The sequence below is a fragment of the Shewanella sp. 10N.286.52.B9 genome (assembly GCF_002873635.1).
Taxonomy (GTDB): domain Bacteria; phylum Pseudomonadota; class Gammaproteobacteria; order Enterobacterales; family Shewanellaceae; genus Shewanella.
Genome location: NZ_MCTY01000067.1, coordinates 1 through 17,189, shown reverse-complemented (window position 1 = coordinate 17,189; position 17,189 = coordinate 1). Strand labels below are relative to the sequence as shown.

The window sequence follows — 17,189 nt, the reverse complement described above, 5'->3', positions numbered from 1 at the left end:
CTGTTGATACCCTTTTGGTCGGGTGTGGGTGGAAAACCCACGATGTTAATCCAAACGGAGTTTGGAAATACACAAAGGAAACTTACAGCCTAAATCTGGTGCGGGCGAAGCGCCACGACGTTAATAAAACGGAGTTTGGAAATATTTAAAAAAATAAATCAGGTGTGAACGAAGCGCCACAATGTTAATCCAAACGGAGTTTGGAAATAAAGGATGTAGGTCTAAATCCGATGTAAATTAAACCAACACTTGTTTAAGCACTCTTTGCCAGTTACCACCTAAAAAGCGGTCTCTATCGCTCGACTTATAACGTGCTTTGGCCAGTGCATCGTCAATGCGACTCATTCTGTCGATATGGTTAAATTCTGGGATAACCACATGCTCTGGGGTATGGTCAAAGCCTAATACATTTTTATCAGCAAGACTTTGCCACCAACCCAGGTATTGTTTAACTCCTTCAGCGTTATTGTTATTTAACGCCAGTAAGTTTTCTTGGCCCCGCAGTGGGAAATCATTGGCAATGGCTACTGCATCCATGCCGCCCAGTCTAGCGACTCTATCAAGTTGACGAATATAATCATCAATACTCGGCACAGGCTTATTGGTGAGCCAAAAGCTCATCATGAAAATACCAAACACACCGCCAGTGTCGGCAATAGCGCGGATCACTTCATCGGGTGAGCAGCGAGCATTATTGACGATGGAGCGCACAGCGCCATGGCTTTGCACTATGGGTTTAGTGGAGACTTTAGCGGTATCCAGTGCGGTTTGCGGACTTGAGTGACTGACATCGATAAGAATATTGTGACGATTAAGCTCGGCGATTAATGCCTTACCATCAGCGGTCAGTGGCTTATTGAGGCTTTGAAAGCCATCATTGTCTAATGCGCCACCGGCAAAGCGGTTGCCGTAGTGGTGGGTTAATTGCAGCACCCGTAAACCATGTTTGTGAAATTGGTCTAGTTGTGGCCAAGGCTTATCGCCACTGTTAGCGTTATCGGCATCGGCTTCAACACAGTCAGCGCCTTGGATTTGAAAGTACACCGCGGTGCGCTGCTCATTTCGGGCTTTGGCAATGTCGTTGCCTGTTAGCCCTTGTAATAAAACTGAAGGGTTATCATCGACCACTTTTTTAGCTTGTTTTATACTTTCAATACAGGCTTGGTAGGTGCGTTTGTAATTGGTGGTGCCATCGGGCTGTGTAATAGTTTCGATAGCGGAGATATCACAGATGTAAGCATCAAGTTTTGATTCGCGAACATCTGCTAGGTTTTCGGGCAGAAATGATAAACCATCAATATAGAGGCGCTTTTTGGAGGCGGCAAACACAGAAGTGCTATACAGCGGGCAAAGTAAGCTGGTTGCAGCGATCCCTTTAAGTAGGGTTCTTCTGTTTTGGTTACAAGCGCTTTCAGACATTGTTATTCCTTTTAACGCTCGTAATCATTATTGATTAGTTTGCGGCGTATTGCTTAATAGCATTGGCGAGTGCGGTAAGCCCATTGGTACGAGAGGGGCTTAATTGGCCGCTAAGTCCTAATTGTTCAAAATACTCAGTTAAGTCAAATGCACTAATGGCGGCACTGGTTTTTGTATGAGTTGCATATAACAGTATAGCAATTAGACCCTTAACTATACGTGAATCACTGTCGGCACAAAAAAAATGTTTGCCATCAATCGCTTTATGGTAAAGCCACGCTTGGCTTTCGCAGCCTTTTACTTGGGCTAACTCTAGCTTAAAGGCATCATCAAGTGTCGGTAGGGCTTTACCAACCAGCATGATTTGACGGTATTTATCTTGCCAGTTGCTTGCTGACTCAATCGCGCTGACGGCTTGTGCGACCTTATTATCTAGCGGTTTAAAACAGTGCTCTTGGGGTTGTGGTAATTGGTTAGTCATTTTCTCAATTTACTATCAGGTGGTGGAGAGTATTTGCAGCTATAAAGCTAAGGTTAAAAAGCCTGGCTAAAACATCAGGCTATAACAGTAGATCTTTAACATTACCCAGCGCCGCGATAAACAGGTCAATGTCTTGCTTATTAGTATAGAGGCCAATGGATGCTCGGCAACAACCTTTAATGTTTAACTGCTGCATTAATGGCATGGCGCAGTGGTGGCCACAACGAACGGCTATGCCTTGTTGATCAAGTAGTATCCCAACATCTTGATGATGCTCTTGTGCCAAGTTAAACGCAACCACGCCAATATTATGCGGCGTTGCACCAATAAGGGTTATATCGCCTAAGTTTCTGAGTTCATTTTGCAAATAGTTCAGTAAGCTTTGCTCATGGGCCAGTAACTCAGCTTTTGGCAGTCCATTGATAAAACTAATTGCTGCGCCTAAACCGATAACCGCTGAAATCGCTGGGGTGCCCGCTTCTAATTTATTGGGCAGTTCCCCAAAGGTGGTAGCTTCAAAACTCACCGACTTTATCATTTCGCCGCCTGTTAGCAGCGGTTCAAGCTTATCGAGCTCGGCATAACGGCCGTATAAGATCCCAACGCCAGTGGGGCCATACATTTTATGGCCTGAAAACACATAAAAGTCGCAGTTAATTTGTTGTACATCGACATCGATATGGGCGATGGCCTGAGCGCCATCAACAAGAGTGAGTGCACCTACTTGCTGGGCAAGCTCAACTAATTGGCTGACATCATTTACCGACCCCAGCGCATTGGTCACATGGCTTATGGCCACAAGCTTAGGTTTTAAACTAAGCAGTGCTGAATAGGCATTGATATCAATGGATAAATGCTCATTCAGTGGAATGGGTTTAACCACAGCGCCGGTATTTTTGGCCAATTGTTGCCATGGTACTAAGTTGGCGTGATGGGCGGCGCTATCAACTAAAATAATATCATTAGCTTTAAGCTGTTTGCTTAAGCCTGCAGCGACCATGTTGATCGATTCAGTGGTGCCGTGAGTGAAAATAACTTCTTCAGTTTGGCTAGCATTAATAAATTGCTTAACTTGATGACGAACGTGTTCATAGTTGGCTGTGGCTCTGGCTGATAACTGATGGGCGGCGCGATGCACATTAGCGTTATCATGCTGATAATACTGAGTCATTGCCTCAATGACACTAACAGGCTTTTGGCTGGTGGCTGCCGTATCTAAATAACACAATGGATTATCATCTAGCTGTTGATCCAATATTGGAAACTGAGATCGAATAGCTTGGTGATCAAAGGCATTATTAATTAAAACGGTATCCACAGGCACTGTCATTGAAAGCTCGTTAAGTTAATGATGAATCGCTGAAGTTATCGCTTCAGCATAAGAAAAGCGCTACGATCTTCATAGATTGTAGCGCTTATTGCAAGCATCAATATGCTGATTGGCAAAAGGTCTTATTAACCCCTGTTATTCACACTTGTTATGGGCAAGGCAAGCGATAAAGGTTAGACAGCTCGTTGATGCGGCCAATAAGCTCTGCGGACAAACTAACATCAAGGCTATCGATATTTTCTTTTAACTGTTCAAGATTGGTAGCGCCAATAATGTTTGAAGCGACAAAGCGTCTTGAATTAACAAAGGCTAAGGCCATTTGGGTTGGCGACAAACCAAACTCACGGGCTAAATCCACATAAGCTTGAGTAGCTTCAATTGCCATTGCTGTGCTGTTATAGCGGGCAAAGCGCTTAAATAACGTTAATCTGGCGTTTTCAGGCCACTGATTATTTTCATATTTACCTGTTAATGCGCCAAAAGCTAAAGGCGAGTAGGCCAGCAAAGGCAATTCTTCACGGTGGCTGATTTCAGACATGCCCACCTCAAAGCTGCGATTAAGCAAACTATAAGGATTTTGCACACTGACGATGCGGGGTAAGCCATGCTTTTCAGCTAATCGAAGGTATTGCATTAAGCCCCAAGGGGTTTCATTGGACACGCCGATATAGCGCACTTTTCCTTGGCGGATGACTTCAGCTAATGCTTCTAAGGTTTCTAAAATAGGGGTTTGATGTTCATCATCCAGTTGGTCGTAAAGTAGCTCACCGAAGTAATTACAGTGTCTATCAGGCCAGTGCAGCTGATATAAATCAATGGTATCGACTTGTAGTCGCTCTAGTGATGCATCAACCGCTTGGTGGATGTTGACCCAATCTAAGGCCATGTTTGGTCTAACAAAATCACTTTTAGGGCCTGCAGCTGACACTTTTGATGCAATGACTAAATTATCGCGATTACCTCTTTGTTTAAGGTAGTGACCAATAATGCGCTCAGTTTCACCTTGGGTGTCAGCACTGGGTGGCACAGGATACATTTCAGCGGTATCAATAAAGTTAATTCCACGACCAATGGCGTAATCCATTTGTGCAAAAGCTTGGGCTTGGGTATTTTGTTCGCCCCATGTCATGGTACCAAGACAAATCTTGCTAACATCAAGGCTAGAATGCGCTATGCGTTGATATTCCATTTAATTCTCCTATGGAAACGAGTTACTTCGAAGTTAGCAATCTTTATCCATAAAACAAAGTAACTTATTCCTATGGGCAAACTAATTGTTGAAAAATTCAGCATTCATAAAAGGCGCCATCGCTAAAATAATCGCTTGGGTGTAAATGCTTTCGCGGGTTGCTAAGCCGTGAGTGAGTAATCCAATTGCGCCGCCTTTTTGCTTAATGTTGTGGGTATTAAAGAGTTTATCCATAACATGGCCCAGCTCTTCACCTTGCTCTAGCGCTTGGTAAACTTGAGTGGGTAATGGCAGTAGCGCGCTGCGACCAACTGATAGTTGTTGCTTATGAATGATGGCCATATAAGCAAATGTCGCAGGGCCATGGTCAAAATTATCAACACCGCCTTCCATCGCGATAAAAAAGTCAGCCTCTTGGGCATTTGATTGGTATTGCGACTGGCAAAACTGGGCGCGATTAATGGCCCCTAATTTGGTTTCTGCATCTGTCATGGGTTGATCGGCCACTAACGAGGGCGCATGCATGCCGCTGCAATTGATTTTACGATCAGGAAAATACTGACTGATGGCCACTTTGGCGGCATTGATTTTTACGGGGTTATTTGAGCCGACAATAATCGTTAATGGTGCTTGAGGCATAAATTAGTATCCAAGTTTTACTGAACAGTTGGTGATTTTGCTACGTCATACGCTAAACTGGTGCGCATTGAGTATCTTAAGCGATTTTATAGAGAAGTCATTATGGCGAAGAAGTTTTATGTGGTTTGGGCAGGGCGTGAGACCGGCATTTTTACCAGTTGGGATTATACCAAGAAGCAGGTGGATAAATTTCCCCAAGCAAAATACAAATCTTTCCCGACTGAAGCAGAGGCTAAAGCGGCATTTGGCGCATCGGCAAGTAAAAGTATAGGTAAAGCGGCTTTTAGCGCGAAAAGTAAAGCTAGCACTGCGACTAAAACAACATCGACCAGCAAAGCTAAGATTGATTTATCCACTCATGAGGTGATGATATTCACTGATGGCGGCTGTGAGCCCAACCCTGGTAAAGCGGGCTCAGGCATGGCGATTTACCGTAATGGCGCAGTCGCTGAGTTGTGGTTTGGTTTATATAATCCCAATGGCACCAATAATAGCGCCGAATTGAATGCGCTTTATCAAGCGATATTAGTGGCACAAAAGGCCATTAAGGCTAATCAAACGGTTAAAATACTCAGTGACTCCCAATATTCGATTAATTGCATCACTAATTGGGCTTATGGCTGGAAGTCAAAAGGCTGGAAACGCAAGACTGCCGGTGATATCGCCAATCTTGAAGTCATTAAGCAGGCTCATGAACTTTATGATGCCATTAAAGATGATATGGAGATTGAACACGTTGCCGCTCATGTGGGGATTGAAGGCAATGAATTGGCCGACCGTATGTCGATTTATGCCATTGATCAAAAACTGACTGGGTTTGTCAAATATGACAAGGCGCTGGATGTCGCCGCCATATTAAGTTTAAGAACGGGCTAGCGATATTGTTATATCGTATATAACTTCAGTTGAGTCGAATTTACCGCTGTAAAAATGTAAATTCGACGCTTTGCTGGGTGAATATTAACTTTGCTTTTAGCTTACTTATCTATTTCCAGCTAACTTTCTTTTTCAAGCTAATCTTCTATTTCAAGCTAACCTTCTCGTTTCCCTTTCGACAGTGATAAGGCTATTTTTTCATCGAAAAACCTTGAGTTACTTGATTGAAATAGTCAAGTATTCACTAGGTTATTAGTGTTTAAACCCCTTTGGCTTGTGACTTTGCAGTACATTCGCAGTTGATCATTTGTATCTAATGTTGGCAATTAAATTAATTGTTGTTAATGAAGCTGTATTAGTAACCAAGTTAATATTTGATCATGCGCACATTGCGCCTCTCTTATTGCTGTGTGGGATCAAAAAAATGAACTAGGTCACTATTCTCAAATAAGAACACTGTATTCTCCGCGCCAAATTAGTTACCTCAAAGGTTATTCCATGCAAAGAGATTCAATCAGTGCGCAGGATGTTGCTGTAGCAACTCAAGGTGAGCAAACTCAAGTTAAAGGCTGGAGTCGTCAAGATACCACTTGGATGTTAAGTCTATTTGGCACCGCTGTTGGCGCCGGTATTTTGTTTTTACCTATTAACGCGGGTATGGGCGGTTTTTGGCCTTTAGTCATGATGGCCGTTATTATTGGACCTATGACTTACCTTGCTCATCGCGGTTTATCTCGCTTTGTGTGCTCTTCTAAGAATTCGGGTAGTGATATTACTCAAGTGGTAGAAGAGCACTTTGGCGTTAATGCGGGTAAAGCGATCACGCTGTTATACTTCTTTGCTATTTTTCCTATTGTGCTTATCTATGGTGTTGGTATTACTAACACAGTTGATAGCTTTATTGTTCACCAGCTTGGCTTTGCCTCACCGCCACGTTTTTTATTATCGGCATTACTTATTATTGGCATGATGTCAGTGATGGTTGCGGGTGAAAAATTCATGCTGAAAGTGACGCAATTTTTAGTCTACCCACTGGTTGCGATTTTGGCATTTATGTCATTTTACTTAATTCCTGACTGGAAAATGGATGCTTTGCAAGTGGTGCCATCGGCAGGTGAGTTTTTTGGTACTGTTTGGTTAACTATTCCAGTATTGATCTTTGCTTTTAACCATTCTCCTGCAATTTCACAATTCTCTGTGTCACTTAAGCGTGAGCATGGCAACAATGCAGCTAAAAAAGCAGATGTGATTTTACGTAACACCTCAATGATGCTTGTAGGCTTCGTGATGCTGTTCGTGTTCTCTTGTGTTTTATCATTAAGCCCAGCGCAACTTGCTGAAGCAAAGAGTGAAAACTTAGCTATTTTGTCTTACTTAGCCAATGTTCACTCAAGTGGTTTTGTGAGCTACTTTGGCCCTATTATTGCGTTTATTGCGATTATTTCTTCTTTCTTTGGCCACTACTTAGGGGCGACTGAAGGTTTAAAAGGCATGATCACTAAGCAATTACGTAGCAGTAATAAAGAAGTATCAGAGGCTAAGCTAAATAAATTCATTTTGGCTTTCATGTTCTTCAGCATCTGGATTGTTGCGGTTATTAACCCAAGCATTTTAGGCATGATTGAAGCGTTGGGCGGTCCGATTATTGCTGCAATCCTTTATCTAATGCCTATGTATGCTGTCCATAAAGTACCTGCGCTAAAAGCTTACCGTGGCCGCATTAGTAATGTGTTTGTGGTTATTGCTGGTTTACTGGCTATGACAGCGATTCTATTTGGCTTAATGAGCTAAATTAATTCAAGTTTTGCTGTAGTAGAGGAGTATCTTTGATGCTCCTCTTTTCTGTTTTATCTTTGCTGTTTTAGTGTGTTGTTTTGGTCCAAGTGAATTAAGTTAACTCAACTGATTAACTACAATCGATGTTGATTTGACATGATAGCCAAAACCGCGCGCTTAGATACAAAAGTGTTGAGGTACATCTATGTTTAGTGCATTTGAAATCTTTAAGATTGGTATTGGGCCATCAAGCTCGCATACCGTAGGCCCAATGAAAGCGGCTAATCGGTTTGTTGATGATTTAATTGAACAAGGACAGCTAACACAAATTACTAAATTTACCGTGGATGTTTATGGTTCTCTTTCACTAACGGGAAAGGGTCATCATACTGATATCGCTATTATTATGGGTTTAGCCGGTAATGAGCCTGAAACTGTGGATATTGAAGCTATTGAACATTTCATTGCTCAAGTGGCTAAAACCGAAGAAATTATCATTGGTGATGCGATTCATCATGTGGCGTTCCCTACTGATGCATTAGTGTTTCATCCTGAAACGCTGCCATTACATGAAAATGCGATGAAGTTGCATGCTTGGATTGGTGATGAGCGTGTTTACTCAAATACCTACTATTCAATCGGTGGTGGCTTTATTGTTGATGAAGCTGAGTTTAATCAAACACACTCTAATGGGGTAAAAGTACCTTATCACTTTAATTTTGCTGATGAACTCATGGCGCACTGCAAAGAGTCAGGTTTAAGCATCAGCGGTTTGATGAAGCAAAATGAGCTGTGTTTTCGCACTGAAGAAGAGATGTACACTGGCTTTAGTTTAGTATGGAAAACCATGCAAAACGCCATTGAAAAGGGCTGTCATACTGAAGGGGTGTTAGCGGGGCCGCTAAAAGTGTCACGTCGAGCGCCAGCGTTACATCGTGAGTTATTACGCTGTGAGCGTTTAAGTAATGATCCAATGGAAATAATTGATTGGGTTAACTTATTTGCCTTAGCTGTGAGCGAAGAAAATGCTGCTGGTGGCCGCGTGGTGACGTCACCAACCAATGGCGCTGCTGGGATTATTCCTGCGGTATTAGCTTACTATAATAAGTTTATTCAAAAGGTTGGCCCTAAAGAATGCAGTCGTTATTTTTTAGCAGCAGCGGCAGTCGGCTCGCTTTATAAACGTAATGCGTCAATCTCTGGTGCTGAAGTGGGCTGTCAGGGTGAAGTGGGTGTGGCGTGTTCTATGGCGGCGGCGGGCCTAGCTGAGTTAATGGGCGGCTCACCTTCACAAGTGTGTATGGCGGCTGAAATTGGCATGGAGCATAACCTTGGCTTAACTTGCGATCCAGTCGCAGGTCAAGTGCAGGTGCCTTGTATTGAGCGTAATGCCATAGCATCGGTTAAAGCGATTAATGCCTCACGTATGGCGCTTCGTCGTAATTCAGAGCCTAGAGTAAGCTTAGATAAAGTGATCGCGACTATGTATGAGACTGGCAAAGACATGCACTCTAAATACCGTGAAACCAGTCAAGGCGGCTTAGCCATTAAAGTGACTAACCTTTGTGCTTAATTTTTAGTTTGAGATAACAGCTTGAACTCAATAAAAAAGGCTTTCATTTGAAAGCCTTTTTTATTGAGATTTTTTGATAGTTGACGCTGATTAGTGAGCTTCTGGAAGCTGTTCAAACATCAAATAATGGCTTTGCTCCATGCCGAGTGCCTTATAGGTTTGCTGAGCGGCATGATTATCATGCTCTACATATAATCTGAAACTGGCCGCGCCGCCCATGTCCTCAGCCATTGCTTTAACTTGCTGATAAAGTTTGCCATATATTCCTTGGCGGCGGTTTTGCGGGCGTATATACACACTTTGGATCCAGCAATAGTTAGTTGCGCGCCAATCACTCCATTCAAGGGTGACCATTAATGAACCCACGATGTCACCATCTATCTCAGCCACTAAATAAAAGCCTTTTTCTGGGCTGCTTAGCATAGTGCTCACCCCTTTAGTGAGCTGTTCATTATCCAAGTGAAGCTGCTCAGTTTCCATTGCCATGGCTTGGTTAAATTCAACTAATGCTGATAAATCTGATAGTTGGCCTTTTCTTATTTTCATTGTGGCTCCTTGATATAAAAATAGTGCTAATTTTTATTCGACTAAAGTCTAAGCTGCTATGCTTAATAATTATACTTGTTTTGTTTTTGGGGGCAGTTATGGCAAAGCCACATGCTCAATGTCAATCAGGATTAAATTCTACGGTTCAGGCTAATAAAGCTGTCAGCTCATCGATTTACCGACGCTATCAATTTAGGGTTAGGCGATATTTTAGCCACCCTAATAGGATTCACTTAGCTCATGCTACTACAGTCAGATCGCTTACACAGCCTTCGATTAATCATTTGTTGCATTTTTTGCTCACCATAGTCACCTTTGGCTGTTGGGGCATGGTCTGGTGGTGGTTAATCTTAAAATCACGTGGCGAGGGCAATAATTTTCTCGCGGGATTTGATGATGATTACTGGAGTTACTTAATTGAAAGGGAGCGACCTCCGGCAGCACTTTATACTCTAAAGGTCGGTACTGATGAGGCTGAAACTGTTTTTGAAGCTTAATGCGCTTAAACCCTGTAATTTATAGTGTATAGACCTTATAAGGTGACCTAGATCATCTAATGTAGTTGAGGTGTCATGCTAGTATGCGTCGCCGATTTTTATCGTGATATATGCCACCTTTAGCGGTGCATTCGTTAGTCATATCATAAGCAGCGTACTTAATTACTCAACTATCAATTTTACAGGGTTTTAAATCATGTCAAAACATGCTCCTTCACTTCTTGGTCGGGCCTGGTCTCGCTGGATGTCAGTTCCTTTGTGGTTACAAATCCTCATAGGTATGGTGCTAGGTATTATTACTGGGGTAAGCCTAGGTGAAGATGCCAACTATTTAAAACCCATTGGTACTTTGTTTGTAAATACCATCAAAATGTTAATTATTCCTTTGGTATTTTGCTCGCTCATTGTTGGTGTGACCTCGATGCAGGATACGGCGAAAATGGGCCGAATTGGCTTTAAGTCTTTTGCCTTTTATTTAGGTACCACTTCGATTGCTATCAGTATTGGCCTGCTTGTCGGTTATATCATGCAGCCTGGTGCAGGTCTTGGTCTTAAAGGGGCTGCAGCTGCAGCCGATGTAAAGCAAGCGCCAAGCTTAATGGATACCTTGATTAATATTGTGCCGACTAACCCTGTCGCGGCACTAGCCAGTGGTCAAATTCTGCAGGTAATTGTATTTGCTGTGGCATTAGGTATTTCACTGGTGTTAATCGGCGAGCGTGGCAAGCCTGCGATTAAGCTATTTGAAAGCTTAGCAGAAGCCATGTACAAGCTGACTGACATGGTGATGAAGTTAGCACCTTATGGCGTGTTTGGCCTGATGGCTTGGGTTGCAGGTGAGTATGGCTTAGAGATGTTGTTGCCGCTAATTAAAGTCATTGTAGCGGTTTATTTGGGGTGTGCATTACATATTCTTGGTTTTTACAGCTTAGTATTAACTGTGTTTGGCAAACTCAATCCGCTGCAGTTTTTTAAAGGCATTGCTAATGCGATGGCGGTGGCATTTACCACTTCAAGTTCAGCAGGAACCCTGCCTGCGAGCATGAAGTGTGCCAGTGAAAACTTAGGTGTGAATAAAAAGATTTCAAGCTTTGTATTGCCACTGGGAACCACCATTAATATGGATGGCACAGCGCTTTATCAGGGCGTGACTGCGTTATTTGTTGCTCAGGCATTTGGGGTGGATTTAACTTGGGTTGAATACATAACGATTATTCTTACCGCGACTTTAGCCTCAATTGGCACTGCGGGTGTGCCTGGCGCTGGTTTAGTGATGTTGACCTTGGTGTTAACAACGGTAGGCTTACCACTTGAAGGTGTGGCAATTATTGCCGGTATCGACCGAATATTAGATATGGCGCGAACAGTGGTTAACGTTTCAGGAGACTTAGTGGCAACGACTATGATTGCTCGCTCTGAAGATGAACTTGATGTTGAGCATTATAATGCGGATATGGAGCAGTCTGCGATGATTGTGCAGCAGGCAGAAACTGAATTACAACAAACTGAGTCACAGGTAAAAATACCTAGCTAGCATCATGCTGTGAGCGATTGATACAAAAAGAGTGAAGCCATGGCTTCACTCTTTTTTTGTTTAATCGCAAGCTAATCTTGTTTAGCCAATACCAATAAGGTGGTGCCATCTTGAGATTTTAGTAATAGCTTACCCGATTTCGCTTGTTTGATATTGGTGACTAACGTCATTGCTTTCATAATACTTTGCTCTTGCTGCATCAATACTTCAACACAGGCCATTCTGGTAGTGCCTGCAGGCGTTAAGCTTAGCTTATCTTGTTGCTGGCTATAATCACCAAAGAAGCGGTTACAGCTGTTGTTGCCAGATAATTTACCTTCTTCAGCAAAGGTAATTTGTGCAGGGCTATTATCAATCACAGGATTTGATAGCGCGGTTTCAATATGCCAACTGCCAAGTAGATTGACTTGTTCAACTGGAGGCGGCGCACTTTGACAAGCACTGAGTCCAAAAATAATACAACACGCGCCGAGGAGAGGTTTGAACATGAGAGGCATTTCCAAATAGGGTCGTTAATAGCCATAGTATATACTGAGTCACATTGATTTTTTTCATCTTGAATAATAATTAATGATAATTTACTGATTTTATTACCGCCTTATTTAATCAATAAATGTTAAATCAGCCGAATCTGCCCGATAAGGCGATACAATAAGGCTATTAGCCAAAAAGAGTGAGTTTAATGAGTAACATTTTTAAAATTTTGCATGCCGTTGGATTGATTTTTGTCGCCGTCGGCGCTGGTTTGTATTTATTCACTGAAGTGGCTAGTCAAGTCTCTGGCATGTTAGTCGTGGCGTGTTTAATTGGGCTTGGGTTTGTCATCATGGCGCCTTATCCGGTAGCCCTGGTTTTTAGTTGGGCGCAAAAACAAGCCGTAAACTCAACTGATGATGAGCAAGATAAATGAAAGTTAGTTATCGATTAGCCCAACGAGATGATGCCGCTGAAATTGCTCAGCTTGAGCTAACTCATATGCATGATGAGCTAGGGTCAAATGGACAGGGGATGGAAGGGCAACACTTTTCGGAGCCGCAAATTACCAGCTTAATTAATCAAGGCTGGATAATGCTGGCTTGCTGCGATAGCAAGATTATTGGTTATGTTATTGCTGGCCCTTGGTCCCTATTTAAATCTTGGTCTATCTATCAAGCGATATTAAAGCGCTTACCCAGTATCGAAATGGGTTATAGCCGTTTATCTGAGAGTAACAGTTGCCAATATGGTCCTATTTGGATCCATAGTAATCATCGCGGCCAAGGTATTTTTGAACAACTGGTTAGTCAGTTAGCAAGGCATGTAGGCAAAAAGCTACCTTATATGGTCACCTTCATTGCTGAAGATAATGCATTATCTTTTGCCGCACATACCCGTAAGGCATCGATGGAAGTGGTCGATTATTTTGGCTTTCAGCAGCGTGATTATTATTTACTGGTGTTAGCTAATTAGTATCGTACTCTCATCGAAAAAGACATCAAGATGAGGTTTAAGAGGTCACTATGGAACAAAATACAACTCAGCTGTTTAATGAGTTATTTGCATCTTATTTGTCGTTAAGACTATCAGCATTCGAGAATTTAAAAATTGTAGTGGGTGTGCTTGCGGCTAATGATTTGGATTGTGAAGCATTTGAGCTTAATAAGCAGCCGACAACCAGCGGGAATGCTCAGTCAATATATGCAGTAAAATGGCAAGACCAATGGATTTTATGCGGGCGTTCAAATGGTTATCAAGAGCAAATTGTGCTGAGTACTGACAATCACCTACTTGATACTGACAATGGTCGAGTGATGAATGTACCAGTTTTATCATTACAGCAGATTTCCTTTATGTGTGTCGAAACTGCGCATTTTGATCACTGTTAACGAAACGATTATTAACGCGAAGTTTTTAACAAGCGGTTGCTTTTAAACTATTTTCTAGAAGAAAGTTGAGTCTGCAGCTGCATTAGCACCAATGGTTTTTGTGGTGAATGATGTTTTAGATAAAGTTGTTGAATATCATTTGTCGCCAGTTTTACCTCATTGAAGCCATGCTCTTGATAAAGTTGGGTTAAATGGGGTAAGGAAAATACAAAACATTGCTCGCATTTTAGTTTTTCAGCAATGAATGCTAGCAATGTATGGGCAAGTCCACCGCCTCTATACTCACTAGCAACGACAAGGCCGGTTACCAACTGATATTGGCCAATGGGCTTTATTCTTACTACCGCAATAATACTATTGTCAGGATTATTGCGACTCTTTCCTTTAGCAATAGCGGCACTAGAAACTGTATTAACAGGTTCATTCATTTCTTTATCAATATTCGACTGCTGTAACTGAGTATCTTGAGCCATGATCACCGCTATATCTTCTTTCATTGTTGGCTTTGAATAAGGCATCTGTTGTTTGTAAAACTGTTTCAGCATTGACCAGCACTTTTGTTGCCCGGCTGTCATCGCTGGTGCTATTGACGTTTTGAATTGAGTGACATCATCAAATAACCATTGGGTTTTACGCATTAAATTTTTACCTATTGAGTATGTAGAGCGATAAAGTTCTGAAAGGTGAAAGCTCATTCTTTTGTTATTGGATGGCACAATTTTAATGTTTAATTGATGGCTTAGATAGAAAAGACTCGCTTCATTACTCCCTTGTTAGAATTGAGCAATTGTCATTCTGAACAGCGGTTTGATATCTTGCAAAGGAGTTTCATCTTTAACCGATCAAAATCTGTTGGGTTAACATATTTTTAAAACCTATACAGCGTACATACCTGACATAGTACTGTTAAAGTTGAATGTGATTTACCCTATTAAGAATATTTGCGAGAGCCTAATGTTATTGTCGCCACAACAGTTAAGTAAGCAACAAATATATAAGTTATTGATTGGTGGAGTAACGCCTAGACCCATCGCATGGGTTTCCACTATTTCTGTTGATGGGGTGGCCAATTTAGCACCTTTTTCGTTTTTTACTGTGGCCAGCGCTAACCCGCCAGTGCTGTGTTTCAACCCTATGGGCATGGATGATGGTCAGGAAAAGGATACGTTAACTAATATTCGCCAACAGGGTGAATTTGTCATCAATACAGTGAGCTATCCTGATTTAGCGGTGATGAATGAAACTTGCCATCATATTCCTGCGGATATAGATGAATTTGAGTATGCCAACATTGAAAAAGCCCCAGCATCTATAGTTAAGCCGAGTCTCGTTAAGCAAGCGCTAATTAGCTTTGAGTGCCAGCTTAATCAGATTATTGATTTGGGCAATGAACCGTTATCAGGCCATTTAATATTAGGTAATGTCGTCGCTATTCATGTTAAAGATGACATCATTGAGGATTTTAGAATCGATAGTGACAAATTAGATGCCATAGGAAGAATGGCCGGCAGTGATTACTGCTTAACCAGAGAGAAGGTTAAGCTTACTCGTAAGTAGTGACAGTTTATGTGCTCTGCAAGACTATAACGAATTAAAACCCTAGCGAAATGGCCAAAGTGAATTAATCAGCAAATTACAGATATAAAAAAACCGTCAATTGACGGTTTTTTTAGTTTTACATACTGTAATGAGGGCTAATTATAGACCGGCATCAGCACGTAAGATTTCAGCTTTATCAGTCGCTTCCCATGGGAATTCGTTACGGCCGAAGTGACCATAAGCAGCAGTTTGTTGGTAAATTGGACGAGCCAAATCCAACATCGCTGTTAGGCCGTAAGGGCGCAGTTCGAAGTGTTGACGAACTAACTTAATTAATACGTCTTCTGATACTTTACCGGTACCAAATGTTTCGATGCTAATTGAGGTAGGCTCTGCTACACCGATTGCATAAGAAACTTGGATTTCACAACGATCTGCAAGACCTGCAGCGACGATGTTCTTCGCTACATAACGTGCTGCGTATGCAGCACTACGGTCAACTTTTGATGGGTCTTTACCTGAGAAAGCACCACCACCATGACGCGCCATGCCGCCATAGGTATCAACGATGATTTTACGACCGGTTAAACCACAGTCACCTACAGGGCCACCAATAACAAAACGGCCAGTTGGGTTGATGAAGTACTTAGTATCTTTGTTTAACCACTGTGATGGTAAAACTGGCTTAATGATGGTTTCCATTACGCCTTCGATTAAGTCTTCCTGACTAACATCTTCACGATGTTGAGTTGATAGAACGATTGCATCGATACCAACAATTTTACCTTCATCATAAGCAAAGGTAACTTGGCTTTTTGCATCTGGGCGAAGCCAAGGTAAGGTGCCATCTTTACGTACTTCAGATTGACGTTTCACAAGTTTGTGAGCGTAAGTAATAGGAGCAGGCATTAATACGTCAGTTTCGTTGCTGGCATAACCAAACATTAAACCTTGGTCACCAGCGCCTTGTTCTGCAGGATCACTGCGGTCAACACCTTGGTTGATATCAGGAGACTGCTTACCAATGGCATTTAAAATGGCGCAAGAATCAGCATCAAAACCCATATCAGAATGAGTGTAACCAATTTCACGCACTGTTTTACGCGTGATTTCTTCGATATCAACCCATGCAGAAGTTGTGACTTCACCACCGACTAATACCATGCCTGTTTTTACGTAAGTTTCACAAGCAACACGCGCTTTAGGGTCTTGCTCTAAAATTGCGTCTAATACTGCATCAGAAATCTGATCAGCGATTTTATCTGGATGACCTTCTGAGACCGACTCAGAGGTGAACAAGTGGTTTGCCATAATGGGAAATCTCGTCTTTTTGAATTTGAACGTGTAGAGGTATCTACATCTAGACGTCTATTTTAGTCGAATTTAAAAATGATAACACCCCCCAATACGATAATAAGTCAAAAATTGTGCAATGCCGCAAATAATTAAATTCAACCTAAAAGCTTGTTTAGGAATTAGTTGTGCTTATCTTTATGATTGTATTAGTTTAATGTGTTTTTTGTGGTGATATTTTTTAAGGCTGTATGCTAAATTAAACAATTTATTTAGCCAGTGGATTTGGGCTTATCAATAGAGGCCCCCTTATTGACTTACTAGAAATATGGTCATTAAGCCTTATGTAAACCAGCAAGATTCCACTTTATTGTACCTATACAGAGTTTGATAAGCCTTAAGAGAGGCTAAGCTCTGAAAAAATACTGTGGTTAACCTCGTGTCTTTATTGAATAAAATCAGACAAGTAAGTTGTATTTTAAATAATGCTGCTGTGCCTTTAGCATTTATCACTAAAAAAAGCGCCGATATCAACACAAATCGCTTGTTAAATAAATGTAAACGTAATTGTTAGCTGGTACGCTATTTTGTATACTACCAAGCTATAACTCATAATATTTATTTATATAAAG

General features: G+C 41.8%; 17 protein-coding genes and 1 pseudogene. 9 read left to right on the top strand and 9 right to left on the bottom strand.

Going from position 1 to position 17,189, the window contains the following annotated elements:
- Nucleotides 1–237: 237 nt before the first annotated feature.
- The 5 genes from BCU91_RS05155 to yjjX all read right to left on the bottom strand — a co-directional run bounded on the left by BCU91_RS05155 (nucleotide 238) and on the right by yjjX (nucleotide 5,058).
- Nucleotides 238–1,419 (bottom strand): membrane dipeptidase, encoded by a 1,182-nt coding sequence (locus BCU91_RS05155; protein ID WP_102531028.1) that lies wholly within the window; start codon nucleotides 1,417–1,419, stop codon nucleotides 238–240.
- A gap of 34 nt (nucleotides 1,420–1,453) precedes the next feature.
- Nucleotides 1,454–1,900 (bottom strand): SufE family protein, encoded by a 447-nt coding sequence (locus BCU91_RS05150; RefSeq protein ID WP_102531027.1) that lies wholly within the window; start codon nucleotides 1,898–1,900, stop codon nucleotides 1,454–1,456.
- A 79-nt stretch (nucleotides 1,901–1,979) separates the two neighbouring features.
- Complete coding sequence (locus BCU91_RS05145) at nucleotides 1,980–3,230, bottom strand: cysteine desulfurase (RefSeq protein ID WP_102439722.1); 1,251 nt, start codon at nucleotides 3,228–3,230, stop codon at nucleotides 1,980–1,982.
- Between the two features lie 148 nt (nucleotides 3,231–3,378).
- Nucleotides 3,379–4,419 (bottom strand): NADP(H)-dependent aldo-keto reductase, encoded by a 1,041-nt coding sequence (locus BCU91_RS05140; RefSeq protein WP_102439721.1) that lies wholly within the window; start codon nucleotides 4,417–4,419, stop codon nucleotides 3,379–3,381.
- 81 nt (nucleotides 4,420–4,500) lie between these two features.
- Nucleotides 4,501–5,058, bottom strand: coding sequence for an inosine/xanthosine triphosphatase (gene yjjX / locus BCU91_RS05135; RefSeq protein WP_102476923.1), 558 nt, complete (start codon nucleotides 5,056–5,058; stop codon nucleotides 4,501–4,503).
- Nucleotides 5,059–5,160: 102 nt separating this feature from the next.
- On the opposite strand from yjjX, the gene BCU91_RS05130 reads away from it, so the two are divergent.
- The 3 genes from BCU91_RS05130 to BCU91_RS05120 all read left to right on the top strand — a co-directional run bounded on the left by BCU91_RS05130 (nucleotide 5,161) and on the right by BCU91_RS05120 (nucleotide 9,283).
- Nucleotides 5,161–5,934, top strand: a complete 774-nt coding sequence (locus BCU91_RS05130; RefSeq protein WP_102439719.1) for a ribonuclease H family protein — start codon at nucleotides 5,161–5,163, stop codon at nucleotides 5,932–5,934.
- Nucleotides 5,935–6,432: 498 nt separating this feature from the next.
- On the top strand, nucleotides 6,433–7,725 hold the full coding sequence (locus BCU91_RS05125; protein WP_102531026.1) for a serine/threonine transporter: 1,293 nt from the start codon (nucleotides 6,433–6,435) through the stop codon (nucleotides 7,723–7,725).
- 190 nt (nucleotides 7,726–7,915) lie between these two features.
- Nucleotides 7,916–9,283 carry an L-serine ammonia-lyase gene (locus tag BCU91_RS05120; protein WP_102439717.1) on the top strand — a complete coding sequence of 456 codons (1,368 nt, stop codon included), beginning with the start codon at nucleotides 7,916–7,918 and terminating at the stop codon, nucleotides 9,281–9,283.
- Between the two features lie 90 nt (nucleotides 9,284–9,373).
- Here BCU91_RS05120 and BCU91_RS05115 read toward each other — a convergent pair whose 3' ends face one another.
- Nucleotides 9,374–9,829: a GNAT family N-acetyltransferase gene (locus tag BCU91_RS05115; protein ID WP_102439716.1), complete on the bottom strand. Its 456-nt coding sequence runs from the start codon at nucleotides 9,827–9,829 to the stop codon at nucleotides 9,374–9,376.
- A 275-nt stretch (nucleotides 9,830–10,104) separates the two neighbouring features.
- Between BCU91_RS05115 and BCU91_RS20530 the strand changes: the two are divergent.
- Together BCU91_RS20530 and BCU91_RS05110 are read left to right on the top strand one after the other, a co-directional pair.
- Nucleotides 10,105–10,326: pseudogene (locus tag BCU91_RS20530) on the top strand (hypothetical protein); the annotation flags it as partial.
- A gap of 196 nt (nucleotides 10,327–10,522) precedes the next feature.
- Nucleotides 10,523–11,860 (top strand): dicarboxylate/amino acid:cation symporter, encoded by a 1,338-nt coding sequence (locus BCU91_RS05110; RefSeq protein ID WP_102439714.1) that lies wholly within the window; start codon nucleotides 10,523–10,525, stop codon nucleotides 11,858–11,860.
- Between the two features lie 71 nt (nucleotides 11,861–11,931).
- On the opposite strand, the gene BCU91_RS05105 is transcribed toward BCU91_RS05110, so the two are convergent.
- A complete protein-coding gene (locus tag BCU91_RS05105) occupies nucleotides 11,932–12,348 on the bottom strand; it encodes an META domain-containing protein (RefSeq protein ID WP_102531025.1) in 417 nt (138 codons plus the stop codon).
- A gap of 194 nt (nucleotides 12,349–12,542) precedes the next feature.
- On the opposite strand from BCU91_RS05105, the gene BCU91_RS05100 reads away from it, so the two are divergent.
- From BCU91_RS05100 to BCU91_RS05090, 3 genes are read left to right on the top strand one after another with little or no spacing between them, the layout of a single operon-like run.
- Complete coding sequence (locus tag BCU91_RS05100) at nucleotides 12,543–12,770, top strand: hypothetical protein (protein WP_102439712.1); 228 nt, start codon at nucleotides 12,543–12,545, stop codon at nucleotides 12,768–12,770.
- Nucleotides 12,767–13,309: a GNAT family N-acetyltransferase gene (locus tag BCU91_RS05095; protein ID WP_102531024.1), complete on the top strand. Its 543-nt coding sequence runs from the start codon at nucleotides 12,767–12,769 to the stop codon at nucleotides 13,307–13,309. Before BCU91_RS05100 ends, BCU91_RS05095 begins: the two co-directional genes overlap by 4 nt.
- A gap of 50 nt (nucleotides 13,310–13,359) precedes the next feature.
- The gene (locus tag BCU91_RS05090) at nucleotides 13,360–13,725 is read left to right on the top strand and encodes a hypothetical protein (protein ID WP_102439710.1); all 366 of its coding nucleotides are present in this window, start codon (nucleotides 13,360–13,362) and stop codon (nucleotides 13,723–13,725) included.
- A gap of 47 nt (nucleotides 13,726–13,772) precedes the next feature.
- Here the strand turns inward: BCU91_RS05090 and BCU91_RS05085 are convergent, their stop codons facing one another.
- Nucleotides 13,773–14,363 carry a GNAT family N-acetyltransferase gene (locus BCU91_RS05085; protein WP_157936101.1) on the bottom strand — a complete coding sequence of 197 codons (591 nt, stop codon included), beginning with the start codon at nucleotides 14,361–14,363 and terminating at the stop codon, nucleotides 13,773–13,775.
- A 316-nt stretch (nucleotides 14,364–14,679) separates the two neighbouring features.
- Between BCU91_RS05085 and BCU91_RS05080 the strand changes: the two genes are divergently transcribed.
- Nucleotides 14,680–15,282: a flavin reductase family protein gene (locus tag BCU91_RS05080; RefSeq protein WP_102439708.1), complete on the top strand. Its 603-nt coding sequence runs from the start codon at nucleotides 14,680–14,682 to the stop codon at nucleotides 15,280–15,282.
- A gap of 141 nt (nucleotides 15,283–15,423) precedes the next feature.
- Here BCU91_RS05080 and metK read toward each other — a convergent pair whose 3' ends face one another.
- Nucleotides 15,424–16,575 carry a methionine adenosyltransferase gene (metK, locus tag BCU91_RS05075; RefSeq protein ID WP_102439707.1) on the bottom strand — a complete coding sequence of 384 codons (1,152 nt, stop codon included), beginning with the start codon at nucleotides 16,573–16,575 and terminating at the stop codon, nucleotides 15,424–15,426.
- Between the last annotated feature and the right edge of the window lie 614 nt (nucleotides 16,576–17,189).